At 41.6% G+C, this 18,051-nt stretch carries 14 protein-coding genes, 1 tRNA gene and 1 pseudogene; 14 read left to right on the forward strand and 2 right to left on the reverse strand.

Going from position 1 to position 18,051, the window contains the following annotated elements; all coding sequences use genetic code 11:
• The first annotated feature begins 513 nt into the window (after nucleotides 1–513).
• The 13 genes from MHB63_09075 to MHB63_09135 all read left to right on the forward strand — a co-directional run bounded on the left by MHB63_09075 (nucleotide 514) and on the right by MHB63_09135 (nucleotide 14,917).
• Nucleotides 514–1,800 (forward strand): adenylosuccinate synthase, encoded by a 1,287-nt coding sequence (locus tag MHB63_09075; GenBank protein ID MEK3806678.1) that lies wholly within the window; start codon nucleotides 514–516, stop codon nucleotides 1,798–1,800.
• A 127-nt stretch (nucleotides 1,801–1,927) separates the two neighbouring features.
• Nucleotides 1,928–2,000: transfer RNA gene (locus tag MHB63_09080), tRNA-Phe, on the forward strand.
• 315 nt (nucleotides 2,001–2,315) lie between these two features.
• Nucleotides 2,316–3,764 (forward strand): peptidoglycan DD-metalloendopeptidase family protein, encoded by a 1,449-nt coding sequence (locus tag MHB63_09085; GenBank protein ID MEK3806679.1) that lies wholly within the window; start codon nucleotides 2,316–2,318, stop codon nucleotides 3,762–3,764.
• A gap of 214 nt (nucleotides 3,765–3,978) precedes the next feature.
• Nucleotides 3,979–4,683 carry a response regulator YycF gene (yycF, locus tag MHB63_09090; protein ID MEK3806680.1) on the forward strand — a complete coding sequence of 235 codons (705 nt, stop codon included), beginning with the start codon at nucleotides 3,979–3,981 and terminating at the stop codon, nucleotides 4,681–4,683.
• Nucleotides 4,684–4,688: 5 nt separating this feature from the next.
• The gene (gene walK / locus MHB63_09095; GenBank protein MEK3806681.1) at nucleotides 4,689–6,533 is read left to right on the forward strand and encodes a cell wall metabolism sensor histidine kinase WalK; all 1,845 of its coding nucleotides are present in this window, start codon (nucleotides 4,689–4,691) and stop codon (nucleotides 6,531–6,533) included.
• The gene (yycH, locus tag MHB63_09100; protein ID MEK3806682.1) at nucleotides 6,523–7,863 is read left to right on the forward strand and encodes a two-component system activity regulator YycH; all 1,341 of its coding nucleotides are present in this window, start codon (nucleotides 6,523–6,525) and stop codon (nucleotides 7,861–7,863) included. The genes walK and yycH overlap by 11 nt, the downstream gene beginning before the upstream one ends.
• Entirely contained in the window at nucleotides 7,850–8,656 is an 807-nt protein-coding gene (gene yycI / locus MHB63_09105) for a two-component system regulatory protein YycI (protein MEK3806683.1), read from the forward strand. Before yycH ends, yycI begins: the two co-directional genes overlap by 14 nt.
• A gap of 5 nt (nucleotides 8,657–8,661) precedes the next feature.
• Nucleotides 8,662–9,456, forward strand: coding sequence for an MBL fold metallo-hydrolase (locus MHB63_09110; protein ID MEK3806684.1), 795 nt, complete (start codon nucleotides 8,662–8,664; stop codon nucleotides 9,454–9,456).
• Nucleotides 9,457–9,573: 117 nt separating this feature from the next.
• Nucleotides 9,574–10,791 carry a S1C family serine protease gene (locus MHB63_09115; GenBank protein MEK3806685.1) on the forward strand — a complete coding sequence of 406 codons (1,218 nt, stop codon included), beginning with the start codon at nucleotides 9,574–9,576 and terminating at the stop codon, nucleotides 10,789–10,791.
• Between the two features lie 196 nt (nucleotides 10,792–10,987).
• Nucleotides 10,988–11,143, forward strand: a complete 156-nt coding sequence (locus MHB63_09120) for a CxxH/CxxC protein (protein MEK3806686.1) — start codon at nucleotides 10,988–10,990, stop codon at nucleotides 11,141–11,143.
• Between the two features lie 82 nt (nucleotides 11,144–11,225).
• Complete coding sequence (gene rlmH / locus MHB63_09125) at nucleotides 11,226–11,705, forward strand: 23S rRNA (pseudouridine(1915)-N(3))-methyltransferase RlmH (protein ID MEK3806687.1); 480 nt, start codon at nucleotides 11,226–11,228, stop codon at nucleotides 11,703–11,705.
• 970 nt (nucleotides 11,706–12,675) lie between these two features.
• A complete protein-coding gene (gene dgt, locus MHB63_09130; protein ID MEK3806688.1) occupies nucleotides 12,676–14,166 on the forward strand; it encodes a dGTP triphosphohydrolase in 1,491 nt (496 codons plus the stop codon).
• Between the two features lie 28 nt (nucleotides 14,167–14,194).
• Complete coding sequence (locus tag MHB63_09135; GenBank protein MEK3806689.1) at nucleotides 14,195–14,917, forward strand: hypothetical protein; 723 nt, start codon at nucleotides 14,195–14,197, stop codon at nucleotides 14,915–14,917.
• A 501-nt stretch (nucleotides 14,918–15,418) separates the two neighbouring features.
• Here MHB63_09135 and MHB63_09140 read toward each other — a convergent pair.
• Nucleotides 15,419–15,874, reverse strand: coding sequence for a hypothetical protein (locus MHB63_09140; protein ID MEK3806690.1), 456 nt, complete (start codon nucleotides 15,872–15,874; stop codon nucleotides 15,419–15,421).
• 621 nt (nucleotides 15,875–16,495) lie between these two features.
• Here MHB63_09140 and MHB63_09145 point away from each other — a divergent pair.
• Nucleotides 16,496–17,341, forward strand: a complete 846-nt coding sequence (locus MHB63_09145) for an abortive infection family protein (GenBank protein MEK3806691.1) — start codon at nucleotides 16,496–16,498, stop codon at nucleotides 17,339–17,341.
• Nucleotides 17,342–17,568: 227 nt separating this feature from the next.
• Here MHB63_09145 and MHB63_09150 read toward each other — a convergent pair.
• Nucleotides 17,569–18,009, reverse strand: a pseudogene (locus MHB63_09150) (rubrerythrin family protein).
• Nucleotides 18,010–18,051 lie beyond the last annotated feature (42 nt).

Genomic DNA, 18,051 nt, shown 5'->3' on the forward strand with positions numbered 1-18,051 from the left:
GGCAAGTAATGGATCGGTTTTTTTTTAGGAAAAGAGGTATTCCGGCAAGTATTCGGCGCGGGGTTGCAAGTAAACGACCTGGATGGCCCTCGGGCCTCGTTTTTAAGCCTTTGAATGCTCAAAATCTTCTTCGAGCGGGACGCATGTATGAAGCATGCGCTCTGTTATTTAGGAGGCATCTGGAAATTTTCAAGTAAACGATTGTTTGTGGCAAGTAAAGAATCGGTTTTTTCAAGTAAAAAAGGTATTCCGGCAAGTATTCGGTGCGTAACGGCAAGGAACGGGTATGATTGCGCCGCATCTTCCCCTGACAGAATGAAACCCCAAATCAGGGGTTAACCTATGAAAAGAGGAACCAAATCACACACAATCACAACATATTACGAACGAAAATAAAATGAAATCTCATTAATGTTCGTCTTTTCGTTGACTTTCTGCCCTTTAACTGGTAGAATTAGCTTGTTTGATTGAGCGAAACTAGAACGTGTTTTAAATAACCGGAGGTGCACATTAATGTCTTCAGTAGTAGTAGTTGGTACACAATGGGGAGATGAAGGAAAAGGCAAAATTACCGATTTCCTTTCCGAAAATGCGGAGGTCATTGCCCGTTATCAAGGCGGAAACAACGCCGGACATACAATTAAATTCAACGGTGAAACATATAAGCTGCACTTAATTCCATCAGGTATTTTCTACAGTGATAAGACCTGTGTAATCGGCAATGGAATGGTCGTTGATCCTAAAGCTCTTATGACGGAGCTTAAATATCTTCACGACCGCGGCGTCAGCACGGACAACCTGCGCATCAGCAACCGCGCGCACGTTATTCTGCCTTATCACCTTAAACTTGATGAAGTGGAAGAAGAGCGCAAAGGCGCAAACAAAATCGGCACAACGAAAAAAGGAATCGGACCTGCTTACATGGACAAAGCAGCGCGCGTCGGCATCCGTATTGCTGATCTTCTTGACCGCGAAGCGTTTGAAGAAAAGCTTGCGCGAAACCTTGAAGAAAAGAACCGCATGCTTGAAAAGTACTATGAAACAGAAGGCTTCACTATGGAAGAAATTCTTGATGAATACTATGAGTACGGTCAGCAGTTCAAACAATACGTCTGCGATACAGCTGTTGTGCTGAACGACGCTCTTGACGGCGGCAGACGCGTGCTGTTTGAAGGTGCACAGGGCGTTATGCTTGATATCGACCAGGGCACATATCCGTTCGTTACATCATCAAACCCTGTTGCAGGGGGCGTAACGATCGGTTCAGGCGTCGGCCCGACGAAAATCAACCACGTTGTCGGCGTATCCAAAGCCTACACAACACGTGTTGGAGACGGTCCGTTCCCGACAGAACTTGATAACGAAATCGGCCACCAGATCCGTGAAGTCGGACGCGAGTACGGAACAACAACAGGCCGCGCGCGCCGCGTCGGCTGGTTTGACAGCGTTGTTGTCCGCCACGCACGCCGCGTCAGCGGTATCACAGACCTGTCCCTTAACTCAATTGACGTTCTGACAGGCATTGAAACACTTAAAATCTGTACAGCATACAAATACAAAGGCGAAATCATGGAGTCATTCCCTGCTAGCCTTAAAGTTCTTGCAGAATGTGAGCCGGTATACGAAGAGCTTCCAGGCTGGACAGAAGACATCACAGGCGTACGCGACCTCGGAGAACTTCCGCAGAACGCACGCAACTACATCGAGCGCGTATCGCAGCTTACAGGTATTCCGCTTTCCGTCTTCTCTGTCGGTCCTGACAGAACGCAGACAAACGTTGTAAGAAGCGTATACAGCTAAGCCATTGAATCGAAAGGGATCCGTCCCTTTCGATTTTTTAATTATTTTTAAAATAGTCTTGTGTTTCAGCTATTATTGAACTATAATAATTTAGGTCGGCAGATAATCGCTGATCCATACATACTTCGGCTTGGTAGCTCAGTCGGTAGAGCAAAGGACTGAAAATCCTTGTGTCGGCGGTTCGATTCCGTCCCAAGCCACTACGAAAAGCTTCAGCACTGGGTGCTGAAGCTGGACACAGAAAAAAGACATGATCCTTAATCGGATGCATGTCTTTTTTGTTATGCCTATAGTCGCATAACCGTTACATAAAAGTGCAAATTTTTACATCAAAAACTAAAATATGACATCAATAATACAGAAATGTTACATTTTTGAAAATGGCTAGGTAATAGTCTGATAATATGGTAGGTTAGTAGAGTGGCTAAAAAAGAAATCCGCAAACATAGCACTATAGGCTTATATAGATGATAGATAAAGTACTGATCAGTGGTCAATTGGGAGGAAATTGTATCGTGTTTAAGCGCATAACTGGATTCGTTGGAAACAACGTGAAGCATACAAACAGCACTATAAAGAAGGCATTATTCGGTCTGACTTTCGCAGGCGCCATGACATTCGGCATGAATGCTTCTGCAGAGGAAAATCTTGAGACCGTTTACCATATTTATCTGGACGGCGAAAGAATCGGAACGGTAGACAGTCAGCAGTTAATTGATGACCTTTCAAAGCAAAAGATTGAAGAGGCCAAAAAAGAGTATAAAGATTATCAATTAACGGTTGAAGAGATGGAAGTAATCCCTGAGCAAATGTTTCGCCCTGCTGCAAGCAACGAGGAAACTCTTGCCAAGCTTAAAGAAGAGCTTAATGTAGCAGCAGACGCAGCTTTACTTAAAATAGATAATCAGACTGTCGGCTACTTCAAGAACAAAGAAGAAGCAGAGAGAGTTCTAAAAGCTTACAAAGCCAAGTACGTTCCGGCTGAACAGGTAGAACAGGCCGAGAAAATGAAGCAGTCCCCACCGCCGCTTCAGCCATTAAAAGAAAATGAATCTCGTATACTAGACGTTTCATTCTCGGGAAAAGTTTCAATTTCAGAGGAAAAAATTTCTCCTGAAGAGGTGCTGACGGCACAGGAAGGCGTAAAGCTTCTTGCAAAAGGCACGCTTGAAGAGAAAAAACACAAAGTAAAAGATGAAGATGTTCTTTCAAAGGTCGCTTCTGAATACAAGCTTTCCGTTGAAGAATTGCTTGCTCTAAATCCGGGTCTGTCAGATGAAAATGTAATCAAGCCTGGTGAGGAACTAAACGTAAAAGACTACAAGCCTTTCACAAATGTCCTAGTAAAAGAAGAGGTTTCAAAAAAAGAAGCCATTGCCTATGAAACAGAAGTGGTTGAAGATTCTTCCATGTTTAAAGGCGACAAAAAAACGAAGCAAGAAGGAAAAGACGGACAGAAGCTTCTTAACTATGTTGTTCACAAGGAAAACGGCAAAGAAGTAAAACGTGAAACGACAAAAGAAGAAACGCTTGCTGAACCGGTAAAAGAAATCATCGTAAAAGGCACAAAAGTGGTTCCTTCACGCGGAAACGGCTCTCTTCAGTGGCCGGCTGTCGGCGGATATGTTTCAAGCAAGCTTGGAACGCGCTGGGGCAAGATGCACAAAGGAATCGACATTGCCCGTCCGAGTGACCGCACAATCAAAGCGGCAGACAACGGCAAGATTATCTCTGCAGGCAATGATGGCGCATACGGAAATAAAGTCGAAATTGATCATGGAAATGGCATGAAGACGGTTTATGCCCACCTTGATTCAATCTCTGTATCGGTTGGCGATACAGTGTCTCAGGGACAGAAAATCGGTGTCATGGGTTCTACCGGCCGCTCAACTGGCGTTCACCTTCACTTTGAAGTCTATGAGAACGGAAAACTGAAAGATCCATTGAAGTATTTAAAGAGATAACCTTGGGCCCTGCCTGAGGTTTTCCTCATTTTTCACATCGGACTTGTATTTATGACTCGGCACTGCGCCGGGTTTTTGTCTTTTTACCGCTGATTTGCCTGACAGAGTTTGGGATATCCTAAAAAGAAACTGCCTGAAAAGATGAATCTGCCTGTCATAAGTGGTAAATTAAGAAGAGAGAACGTAACACCTTATATAAAAGGGGCGATTGGCCGTGGAAAAGAAAATCTTAGTTGTCGATGATGAAAAGCCGATTGCAGATATTCTGCAGTTTAACTTAAAAAAAGAGGGCTACGACGTTTATTGCGCTTATGATGGAAACGAAGCGCTTGAAATGGTCGAAGAAGTGCAGCCTGACTTAATCCTATTAGATATTATGCTTCCGAACAAAGACGGCATGGAAGTCTGCCGCGAGGTCCGTAAAAAATATGAAATTCCGATTATTATGCTGACGGCAAAAGACTCGGAAATTGATAAAGTGCTTGGACTTGAGCTCGGAGCGGATGACTATGTGACGAAGCCTTTCAGCACAAGAGAACTGCTTGCACGCGTCAAAGCAAACTTAAGAAGACTTCAGGCGCTGCCTCCAGAGCAGCAGTCAGATAAAAACGAAATCGAAATCGGTTCCCTCACGATTCACCCCGATGCTTATGTAGTATCAAAACGCGGGGAAACAATCGAACTGACACACCGCGAGTTCGAACTGCTTCATTATTTGGCCAAGCATATCGGACAGGTCATGACCCGCGAGCATCTTCTCCAGACTGTGTGGGGCTATGATTATTTCGGCGATGTGCGCACAGTCGACGTCACGGTCCGCAGACTTCGGGAAAAAATCGAAGATAACCCAAGTCATCCAACATGGATTGTGACAAGACGAGGTGTCGGGTACTACCTGCGTAACCCTGAACAGGAGTAGGATTCATGAACAAAGTCGGTTTTTTCAGATCCATCCATTTCAAATTCGTCATGGTCTATGTACTCCTGATCATGATTGCCATGCAGATTATCGGTGTTTATTTCGTTCAGCAGCTTGAACGGTCCCTCACCGAAAATTTCAATACATCCATTACGCAGCGAATCAATTTCATCAACTACAGCATCGAGCAGGAAATGTCCAAGGAGAGGACGGAGGATCCGACCGGAACTCTCCCCACTCTTGAAGAAGACATCACCGCCATACTAAAGGATTTCGCAAAGGATGAAATCCAGGAAATCCGTGTCATCGATAAAAACAGCCGCGTCATTGCAACATCAGATCCGAACAACAGCGACATTATCGGCAAGCGTACGACGGAAGTGCTTGTGAAACGAACGCTTGTCTTTGAAAAGCCTGATGAAAAAGTCTATATAGATAAACCAACAAGCAGGCGCGTGAAAATTTCTTCTACACCGATTAAAAACATCAATCAGGAAACGATTGGCGCCCTCTATCTGGTCGCATCAATGGAAGAAGTCTTCTCCCAAATGCGCGTCATCAACGGGATTCTCGCGACCGGAACCGGTATTTCCTTGGCAATTACGGCACTTCTCGGGGTCTTTCTTGCAAGAACGATTACAAGACCGATGTCCGATATGCGAAAGCAGGCATTGGAGCTTGCGAAGGGGAACTTTTCTCGAAAAGTCCGCGTTTACGGCGAGGATGAAATCGGCCAGCTTGCGGTGACTTTTAACAACCTGACAGACAAGCTTGAAGAAGCCCAGGCATCAACTGAAGGCGAGCGGAAAAAGCTTGCATCCGTGATTGCCCATATGACGGACGGCGTTATCGCGACAAACCGCGCAGGCGATGTGATTCTCGTGAACAGTCCTGCGATCGAAATGCTGAACGTTTCACGTGAAACGGTGCTTGATGTTCCAATCACGAAGGTTCTCGGTATTGACGATGAATATACGTTTGATAGTTTAATTGACCAGCAGGACTCTCTCATCCTTGATGCAAGCACAGAGGACAAACCGTACATCCTTAAGGTTAACTTTTCGACGATTCAGCAGGAGCAAAAGCGCATCACCGGTCTGATCGCGGTGATCTACGATATTACGGAGCAGGAGAAAATCGATGAGGAGCGCCGCGAATTTGTTGCGAACGTGTCACATGAGCTCCGGACGCCGCTTACGACGATGCGCAGCTACCTGGAAGCACTTGCCGATGGGGCGTGGGAAGACAGGGACATTGCCCCGCAGTTTTTGAATGTAACGCAAAATGAAACCGAGCGGATGATCCGCCTTGTCAACGATCTTCTGCAGCTGTCAAAGCTCGACAGCAAGGATTACCGCATCAACAAAGAGTGGGTCAACTTCACAGCCTTCTTCAACCAGATCATCGACAGGTTTGAAATGACGAAAGAGCAGCATGTCTCCTTCCTTCGCGACCTGCCGGAAGAAAAGCTCTATGTCGATATTGATCCTGATAAAATTACACAGGTGCTCGACAACATTATTTCCAACGCCCTGAAATATTCTCCAGAGGGCGGACTGATTACCTTTAAGACAGAAATCATGGATGACATGCTCCAGATCAGCGTCACCGACCAGGGCATGGGCATCCCAAAAGGAACAGAGCATAAGATTTTTGAGCGGTTTTACCGCGTGGATAAAGCAAGAACGAGAAAGCTTGGCGGCACTGGACTGGGGCTTGCCATCGCAAAAGAAATGATCGGGGCCCATGACGGTGAAATCTGGGCGGAAAGCGTGGAAGGCAAAGGGACAACGATCCTGTTTACCCTTCCATTTACAAGGGATCAAGAGGATGAGTGGGATGAATCGTGAAAATATAAAAACCGTTATATTGGTGCTGCTCGTCTGCGGAAGTGTGTTTTTCACCTACAACCTTTGGACGTTTAAGCCGAACTACGATTTCATCGACAGCAGCCAGTACCTTGAAAATGAGCCGATCAGCAACGTGAAGCATGAACCGGAGGACGTCATCCGTCCCTATCAGATGATGGTTCATGACAAAGCGGAGCATTACGGCACCTACCGGCCGGAACGGATCGACTTTGTCTGGAATCAGCTGAAAAACTGGAACATGGGCGAAGTGAAAAATGTATCCGGTAAATACACGGCAGATGAGCTGGATGAGTGGCTGACGGGAAAAAGCGAATCGAGAAAGATCGAGTTTCTCTTCAGCGACAAAGTTCCGTTTGAACTCTTTCAGTCTATTTTTCAATACAAGTCACAAAAAACGATCTACTCATCATTTGACCGGATCGTCCTTCCAAGCGGGAAAAACGGATCGTTTCAAAAGATCTTGTTTATTTCAATGGAACAAAGACTCGTCTATGAAGCTTCCATCAGCAATGAAAACGCCAAAGGCATCATTGCGTCTGTGATTGAAAAGCGGGAAAACCTTGACCGCTTCGTGCCAGAGGTGATTTCTGAAGACAATCGATTGCTGCTTCCTGAGGGCCGGATTGCTCTGGATGAAATCGAATATATCATCAACTCCGTCAATGGCGAAGCGTTCAAGCGGGCGCTCTTTACGAATCCCGATTACGTCCGCCGGGAAATGAAGCCGACACAAAACGTTTATACGGACGGAACAAGTCTTTTGACGATCTATCCGAGCCAGGAACGGCTGCGGTTTGTGAACCCGACCATTGACCCGAGCATGTTTATTGAACGGGGAAAAGCGATGAAGCAAAGCATCGAATTTTTGAACGATCACGGCGGATGGACGGATGAGTACCACTTCTACAGCATGAATCCCGACAGCCAGCTCGTCTCATTCCGGCTGATGATCGATTCCATTCCCGTTTTTGAAAACAATTCAAAAACATTCGGCCCGACGGAAATCGCGATGCGCTGGGGAGATAATGAAATCGCCACTTACTCAAGACCGCTCTACCGTCTGAATTCAGGTTACAGCCCAAGCGCTGTCGACATGCTTTCAAGCAAAGAAATTGTCAGCCAGCTGAAGCAGAAAAAAAGCATCGAACCGGACAAAGTGAAGCGGGTCTTCCCTGCTTATGAAATGTCGGCAACAGCAGAGCCGAGAATCGTTGCCATCAAACCTTATTGGTACGCTGAAACAACGGGCGGCCAATACGTGAAACTGCATACCGAAACGCTTGGAGGGAACAGCGATGGACTGGAGTAAAACGAAAACCATTTTCATTCTGGCTTTCCTTGTCCTAAACACCTTCTTAGCCATTCAATATTTCAATATCGTCATCACCAACAGCCGGTATGATGTCATTAAAGAGCCGCTAATCGAGGAGCAGCTTGCGGCAGAGGGCATTACGTACAAGAAGCTCCCGGAAGGCAATGAAACTGGCGCCTACATTACGGCTGAGAGCAAGGTGTTTACAGAGGAAGAGCTGAAGTCCCTCCCTGCCCAGGACGTACTGAATCTCGAGGATGAAATTACGTCCCTGCGGGCGGAATTTGAAAAGCCCTTCACCCTGCCTGAAACAAACACACAAAGCAAGCTTAATCAGATTGTGAGAGAAAACATTCTCTCGGGCGACCAATATGCCTTCTGGAAAACGGACAACGTGAAAAACACGATCATCTACATCCAGACCTACAATGACCGGCTTGTGTTTCAGGACCTGTCAGCCGACCAGAAAATCGGGATGCTGACCCTGTTTTTAAACGATAAAAATCAGCTCGTCAGCTATGAGCAGACGCTGCTTGAAAACATTCAGGACCTTGAGGGCAAGCAGGACACGCTCCCTGCCATTAAGGCGCTTGAGGCCCTTTACAACAAGAATGACTTAAAACCGAATAGCACGGTGACAGAGGTTCAGTTCGGCTATTATACGCCGTTCCCGCTCTCGGGCGAACAGATCCTCGCCCCGACCTGGCACATCGTCGTCAATGATTCGGAGGATTATTACGTAAATGCATTAGAAGGACAGGTCATCCGTTCTAATGAAAAATTGGAGTGAACGCAATGAGTCTGCAATTCAGTGTTCTCGCAAGCGGAAGCACGGGAAATGCAACATATGTCGAAACAGTCAAGCACTCTCTGCTCGTTGATGCCGGATTCAGCGGCAAGCAGATGGAAGCCCTGTTTCAGCAGATCGGAAGAAAAATCAACAAGCTGTCAGGTATACTCGTAACCCATGAGCACAGCGACCACATCAAAGGACTGGGCATCCTGGCACGCAAGTACAATCTGCCTGTCTATGCCAACGAAAAAACGTGGCAGGCGATGGAAGGACTGATTGGAGCGATCCATCCCGACCAGAAATTCATCTTCCAGACCGGGACCGTTCAATCGTTCGGCGGAATCGACGTCGAATCATTCGGCGTGTCCCATGACGCGGCCGAGCCGATGTTCTACACCTTCCACCACGAAGGGAAAAAGCTAGCTCTGATCACAGACACCGGATATGTCAGCGACAGAATGAAAGGCATCATCCACAATGCGGATGCCTTCGTGTTTGAAAGCAACCATGACGTCGACATGCTGCGCATGGGCCACTATCCGTGGAGCGTCAAGCGCCGGATCCTGAGCGATGTCGGCCACGTTTCCAATGAAGACGCGGCGCTTGCCATGACCGATGTCATCGGCGACAAAACAAAACGCATCTACCTTGCCCATCTCAGCAAAGACAACAACATGAAAGAGCTCGCCCGCATGTCCGTCCAGCAGACGCTTGAAGGTAAAGGCTACATGCCGGGAGAGCAGTTCGACCTTTACGACACAGACCCAAAAACCCCCACCCCCCTTGTGCTTGTTTAGCACAGCAATTGGAGTTTTTTTAAAGATCCTTGGGTATACTGAATCTATATAACGTCCTGCAAAAGCTCCTGCTAAAAAGGAGCTTTCGCGCTACATAAAAGATGGGTGGGATAACCAATGGGGTACTATGATCAGGACTATGAACACTACAGCCGGAAGCAAAAAGGCAACCGCGGCGGTAAATTTCTGCCCGGGCTGCTGGGCGCCATCCTTGGCGGCCTGCTCGTCCTTTTTTCCGTTCCGATCCTTGCCAACATGAACATCCTTCCTTACGACCTCGCACTCGGCGGGGACGAGGAGGATAAAGAAGACGAAACGCCGAACTCGACCGTTCCATCCCGCAATATCTCAGTGGATGTGAGCACGGCCGTCACGAAGGCGGTAGACAGCGTCTCAAAAGCGGTCGTTGGCGTCGTCAACATCCAGGAAGCGGGATTCTGGAATGAAAAAGGCGAAGCCGGTACCGGATCAGGCGTCATCTACAAAAAAGAAGGCGGAAGTGCCTTCATCGTCACCAACTACCACGTCATTGAAGGAGCCACGCAAATCGAGCTCAGCCTGAGCGACGGCACGCGAATCCCTGCTGAGGTACTCGGCAGCGACGAGCTTATGGACCTTGCTGTTTTAAGATCCGAAAGTAAAGCCGTCGAGCAGGTAGCCCAATTTGCCAACTCTGACAACGTGAAACCTGGAGAACCGGTCATCGCCATCGGAAATCCGCTTGGCCTCCAGTTCTCGGGCTCTGTCACACAGGGCATCATCTCCGGCACCGAGCGCGCCATTCCGGTCGACTCGAACCAGGACGGAGAAGTTGACTGGAATGCAGAGGTCCTCCAGACAGACGCAGCCATCAACCCCGGCAACAGCGGCGGGGCGCTCGTCAACATCGACGGCAAGCTCATCGGCATCAACTCCATGAAGATTGCCGAATCAGCGGTAGAGGGAATCGGCCTCGCCATCCCAATCAACCTGGCGGCGCCAATCATTGAAGACCTTGAGAAATACGGCGAAGTCAGACGCCCGTTCCTTGGAATCGGCATGAGATCCCTGAATGAAGTCTCAAGCTACCACTGGGAACAGACGCTCAAACTGCCTAAAGAAGTTCTGTCAGGCGTTGTCGTCATGAGCGTGAACCCGGTCTCCCCTGCAGGCCAGGCGGGACTTAAGGAAATGGACGTCATCACCGAATTTGACGGCCAGGAAATCAAAGACATCATCGACCTGCGCAAGCAGCTCTACAAACGGTCAGTCGGCGAAGAAATCGACATCACCTACTACCGTGAAGGAAAACAGAAATCAGTGAAGCTAAAGCTCGGAGAAGAACAGGAGGGGTAAACTTCTCCTGTTTTTTCTTTGAAGAGGAAACAAATAAAAATTCACCACATTGATGTCCAGCTTCAGCGCCTAACTCCTCGGCCAGAACAAAATCACGCAAAAAGTCAAAACCGGACTTTTTGCGTGATTTCTTATCTGTCTGTCGGAGCTGAACAGGCGCTTACGCTTTTCTCGTTGTGGATAAGGAGAATTATTTATGAAATGCTGCGAAGAACACATTGAATTAGCGATAGATATGTATGTAGACGAGCACGAAATCGCGCCAGAAATCGAAAAAATCAGAGAAATCAACAAGTTATCCACACCCTGTGAATTGTGCACAAACCCTGCTGTATATATAGTGGGGAACTAATATTCGCACACTAAATGTGGATAAGTTGTACACAAATGTGGATAACATCTGTTGGTAATCTGAATCAAAGTGGGGATAGCCTGTGAACATCACAATTTGCACAATCGGCAAGCTAAAAGAAAAATACCTGAAACAAGGAATCGACGAATTCCTCAAGCGACTAACACCATACGCCAAAGTCGATATCATTGAACTCCCGGACGAAAAAGCACCCGAAAACCTCAGCGAATCCGAAATGGAAATGGTGAAGCAAAAAGAAGGCGAACGCCTCCTTTCAAAAATTTCCGATGATACTCATGTTATAGCGCTGGCGATCAAAGGGAAAATGAAATCATCTGAGGAGCTTGCAGCTGATCTGGACCGGCTTGCTACCTATGGAAAGAGCAAAGTGGCGTTTGTTATTGGCGGATCTCTTGGATTGAGTGATGATGTTTTGAAGAGAGCGAATGATACCCTGTCATTTTCGAAGATGACTTTTCCGCATCAGCTGATGAGGCTGATATTGGTTGAGCAGGTGTATCGGGCTTTTCGGATTAATCGGGGGGAGCCTTATCATAAATAGAGGCAAAAATTTTTGTAGATAAGGCGGATATTTGCCATTTAAAGCAGGGAAAGAAGGTGTTAATAAGCCTTCTTTTTCTGTATCTAGATATTGCATGTGGATAAGTGTAAGTGTTTGAAAGGTAGATTCCGTAAAATCAAATTCAAGCTTGACCTTATAAATTTGCCGTGAACGAGCATTCGTTCGCCCACCGCTAATCTTATCGACAAAGAGCTGTAGCAATTTTTTTTACTCTCTGGCTGAGGACGTATAGACTTCTACAAATTTTTCTAGTAGAAAATGAACTAATTCAGGAGGAATAACTTTTGAATCGAATTTGATCATTTCGGTTAATAACTTGTTCCTTCTTTGTTCGTTTACTCGTTGACTGCACACGTAATATGTTTGCTTTCTTTTACTACCATCATTTAAAGTATTATAGATGTAATTGAAGGTACCATACCTTGTCCACAATCAAGACAGCGTAGGATACTACTCAATAAGAATGGTTCGTTTGATTGTCTTTGTTTAAACGATTTATTTTTCCTGCGAGATTGAACAAGACTCCAAAGTTTATTTTTATGTTATCCCTTTACCAAAATGATTATTATTTCTTCCTTCCTTTTCTTCGCTTCTTATCCCATATCCCAGTTATCAACTTTTAACCAACTGATCGTGCCGTTATAGACTAGATTATAAGATGAAATTTGTATTCTGTCTGTTTTTCTTGGTAAGATGTGAGCTTTTACTACACTAAATAACTATTTCATGAAGTTAAAAAAGTAAAAGAATACTATACAGCTCTAATAAGATAAAAATGTAAGTTGAAATATAGCATTTATTGCATTCTAACTGTGTTATTATTAGTATTTTTACGACTTACTAAGTTAACTTTAACGGTATTTTTATGATTTTATAAGAACAGATTTAGGTAGATTTATCCAAACAATTTGTTATAATTCTATTAAAATGTTTTATAGGGGGATATAAGTTGGAAACGATTATTAAGTGGAGAGACTTACTAAATGAAAATAGACATAAAGACAAATATAAAGATGCAGAAAAGATTGCAAAAGAAAACAGGGAAAAGGAAGAGAGAAAAGCAATTGATTTAAATATGATTCATGATCACAGAAATGAATTTGAACGTGATTATGATCGTATTATGAATTCTTCTTCTTTAAGAAGATTACAGGATAAGGCTCAGGTTTTCCCTCTTCAAGCAAGTGATTTTATAAGAACTAGACTTACCCATTCGATGGAAGTATCGTCGATAGCAAGGTCATTTGGTATTTGGCTTGAAAAATGGTTAATTGAAGTGAAAGAAGAATTGGGCATTGAGGATTATGGGAAAATCCCTGCTATTTTAGCAACTGCAGGATTAGTACATGATTTGGGTAATCCTCCTTATGGTCACTATGGAGAAGATGTTATAAAAAATTGGTTCAATACATATTTTCAAGAAAATGAGGATATTCCCTTAACACAGCCTCAAAAAAATGATTTCATTAACTTTGATGGAAATGCACAGGGGCTAAGAATCTTAACTAGACTACAGTTCTTAAATGATCAATTTGGAATTAATTTTACTTATGGTACATTATCTGTGCTTTTAAAGTATCCATTTGATTCCTCTGATGACTATGCTGTTGAGAATGGGAAATTCGGTTATTTTCAGCAGGATATAGAAATTGGAACAGAAATTATTAGCCAAACAGTTAAGATTCCCGGAAAAAGAAATCCTTTAACCTATTTTTTAGAAGCTGCAGACGATATTGCATATTTAGGTTCAGATCTGGAAGATGGGGTAAAAAAGAAAATAGTTCCTTGGGAAAAGATATTTGAAGAACAAATCATAGAAGAAAATGTACACGGAATTTATCATGCTTATAAAAATGATATTGATGGCTTAAAAGAAAAACATGATAAGGCAAAAAATCAGGGTTTTCCAGATAATTTACTAACAAGTGTCCAAAATTTTAAGGTCTGGGCGCAAGGACAAATGATCAGGGAAATTAAAGAGGTTTTTGTAGAAAATTATGAACAAATAATGAATGGTGAATTTGGTGAAGAAGAGTTTTTAAAGAAGACAAATAATGCACATCGTTTAAGAAAATTTCTAAAAAACTTACTTCAAGAATATATTTTTCCTAATAAAGAAGTTTTATCATTGGAGTTAGTTGGTGACTCAGTTTTATCGGACCTACTGACAATGTTCGTAAAACATTGTATAATTAACGAAACAGACGATTTTGAGAATGAATCGAAACCAAAATCGGGCAAGTTATTTAGGATGATATCGGAGAATTTTGTTTTTGTTCACTTAATAAATGACGATTTTAATAACCCCGCAAAGGGTAAAGAAATAAAAGCCTTAGATTTGTACTCAAAGTTATTATTGATTACAGACTTTATTTCAGGTATGACGGATTCTTACGCATTGGATTTACATCAAAAGCTAAAAGGTGTTAAAATGCCTTAAAAATGACATAGGATGGAGGATGAATATCATGGAATTTACGCCACAGATTAGAAATGATTTTTATGATGTTTTATCTAATCGTCCTACTGCCAGAAATTTAATTAAAAATCTAGAACAGAAGAGTAATTTATTAATGTTTGGTGGATGTATTCGAGATTATTATGAACACCAATTTTATTATATCCCACGTGACTTTGACATTGTTATAACTGATTTAGATCAAGATTTAGAAAGTTTCCTCGAAAAATTCAACTTCAATTATAAGAGGAACAAATTTGGTGGTTACAAGATAAAAGTAGATGATTTGCAGTTTGATATGTGGGAAATTGAAAATACTTGGGCTTTCAAAGAAAAAATAGTTGAGTATAGAAGATTCCTTGATCTTAATAAAACTGTGTTTTTAAATATCGATAGTATATTTTATGATTTAAATAAAGGAATACTATTTGATGAGGGTTTCAGTAATGCAATGACAACCAGAGAAATAGATATTGTATTAACACCCAATCCTTATCCAGAGCTAAATATAGCGCGAGCATTTAGATACAAATATAAATATAATTTAAAGTTTTCTAATCAGCTTCAAAGGTATCTAGATAAATGGATAAATAACTTTGAGGATAAGTTATATGCTATAAACTATTTAAAAGACATAGAATTAAAAAGATATAAGACTTCTATTATAGACTGGAACTATGAAACTTCTAATACTATATTTCACAGATATAAAGATATAATTGTATCTGGTTAAGAATAGAAATAGAATGGCTTGGGGGAATTTCCTAAGCCATTCTTTTATATTTTGTAGAAAATTTACTACCTCTATAATATTTAGAAGTAGGCCTAATAATTATTTTACCTAGCTTAATTCATTAGGCGATATCGAAATGGATGTCATGGGATAATTTTTTGCCTCTTAAATAACTACGTGAGCCATATCATAAATAATAGGAGTGACTATAAGTAAAATATAATTCTAGATAAAATTTCAACTTCTAGAACTAACAATACAAGAGAGTGTACTTGAACATAATGGCTTTATAACTAATTTAAAATAGGAAATGTATGTAAGATTTATTCGGAAATCATGACTAAAAAGAAGCACCAAGAACACCCTACCGTTCTTTTTTTTAGTCATTCTCTCAACCCGTCCGCAGCATCTTTCCACATCCAGAGTTATTTAGTGAAAGCTTAAATGTTTTACATTCTTGTTTTCTACAAAAAAAAACACTATATGAGCGTTTTTGTATCTTTATTTCTTCAACTTATTACCTGCAACTGCTGCCATTGCAATAGTAAGAGCTGCTGCACCTACTTTAAATACTTTATTATTTTGAATATTATATAATGTATCCTTTATAAGCATAGTTCTTCTTATGTCCTTAATTTCACCCATCACCCAAGCCTTATTACTATCTGACAAATCTTCTTTTTGTAAGATCGAATAAAGATTCTTTTTTTCATCTATTAGATCGTCCATTAATTTATCATATGAATGATTTAAATTGTCGAGATACATCTTAGATAGCTCCGTAAAGTTTGGAATTTTACTAACTAAACTTTCTAAAGCTTCCTCAGGTAGCTTAGATAAATTCTGTATTAATCCTTCGAACTTTTCTATATCAACTATTTCTTTAGCTTCTTCTACACCAATTTTATCCAATACCTTATTGATCTTCACTAAATTTTTCTCATTTTCATTTTCCAATTAGATTTCTCCTCCTTATTATTTAAATTAGAATATTCTCCTTGAAGTGACAACATCCCTGCTTCATATTTAAAATCTGCTGGACTTCTCAAATATCCAATCTTATTTTTTAGGTAACTCTCAGTATTCTTAACAGTAATTTTTCCTTCAAAATTCTAATTTTACTAAAAATATTACAAGCGGTATTTCACAGTAAAAAGTCTACTGCGCATTACAAGAGAAGATACCCAATATCCAACCCCATTTTTGTAAAGAGGCAATATTCAAGTTAAATCAATTTTTTACAAGATTGGTATTTCAAACTAAGGATTTATACATTTTTTAGACCAGGGAGATTGCGGAGGTAAATGTCATGTTGTTCCTTGGTACACTGCATGTAGTTTTGTGGTAAATACTGTGTCAAAGGTGATACATTTCAATGGCTGTAATCAGCGATAGCTTTATGAAGATTAGATCCGATCTCTTTACTAAATAAATATGAAATCCCAACTTAGTCAGCTCTAAGTTCTGGGATTGTAGACCGCAATTCTTATGAGAACATATATCTTGTAATACCGATGATTAATAATAAATAGAAGATTTGTAGTAAAATTAGAATAAAATAAAAGAAGGTGAAAAGTTGTGTCTGTTTTATCATTAATAGAAAGAACTAAACTAGAGAAAATTATGGGGATGAGCAGTGGCTATGTTCTCAATTTTTCAAACCGTACTTTTCAAAATTTTATTATTGAGCATGTTAATAGAGAGATCTATGAAGACAAGTATGCATTTGAAGGTGACTCTAAAGCAAAAAGGCTGCGGGCATTTTGGATTATAGAATCGAATTACATTGTTTCGAAACTAATTTCTGCACTATTAGAATACTGGAGCATGGATAATCAACTTCGAGAAATCACCTTGGAAAAGAAAGATCAGGTTTTATTTGAAGATTGCTTAAAAATAGCAGAAAGATTAAAACATAATTCTATCTCTGAACATATAGAGGACATTTTACAACCAGAATCAGATGATTCCGATTTTGAACTTCTAACGAATACAATTAGAAATAATATAGAACAAAATCAACCTCAGGTAGCTTTAGATAGACTTCATACATATGCAATAAAATTCGTTAGGAAAATGTGCGATAAGCATGGAATTGAATATGACCGAGATAAGCCATTACAAAGCATTTTTGGTGAATATGTAAAATTTCTAAGAAATAATGATCTCTTTGAATCAGAAATGACAGAAAGAATTCTAAAATCTTCTATTTCTATTTTGGATGCATTCAATGGCGTTAGAAATCATCAAAGTTTTGCACATGATAACAAAGTATTAAATTATGATGAGAGTATGCTTATTTTTAAAAATGTAACAAGTACAATAGCGTTCATTGATTCAATAGAACAAAGGATAAATAAGAATTCAACTAATAAAAACGATGATAACTCAGCTGATATAGGTTGGGATGACTTGCCATTCTAAATAACAAGGTTACCGTTTGTTTGGTCGCGGTGAACAGTTTCATAAATAATAGAAAGTAACAATTAGTAAAATAAAATTCCAGAAAAAACTTTAACTTCTAGAACTAACAACACGAAGAAAGTGTACTTTTACTGAAGAATACACTCTCTTGGTGTTTTAACTTTGTTGATTACTACTTTGACTATGGAAGGCCCATGTATAAAAACTTAATAATAATAGGTAGATCCTTAATAGCCCCTCCCAACCCCTCTCTCAAAAGCAGCCAAATGATTAAGCGAAGCATCTCTCAATTGAGTAAAAACCAGTCTCGCATCATTTGGGATATTGAACGTCAAGAATCTGTTGTACATGCCGATATTGTCGATTTCCCCTTGAACTCCAGCTGCATAGGCTGCTTTAATGTTTGGGGGAGTTGTCACGAATGACTGTGATGTATCTTCAGGTAAGGGTACCTGATAGCGTTCAAAAAGTGTCATTAATGCGCTTATATGTCTCAGTTCTGCCTCTTTGATTCGGGCGAATGTAGGGATATATCCAAATGTTCCTAGAATATTGTTGTATCTTGCCTGTGCCAGATATTCGTCCTGAAGAGCATAAGTCAGCATTTGAGGAAAAGACAGCGTTGCTGCGTTTAGTGCTCCTTTAGCACCGAAATTTTCGATTTGCCTATAAAGGTTTGCATGACCTGCTATATGATTTGTCCCGGCGGG

It is taken from the genome of Bacillus sp. FSL H8-0547 (genome assembly GCA_038002745.1).
Lineage (GTDB): Bacteria > Bacillota > Bacilli > Bacillales > Bacillaceae > Bacillus_P.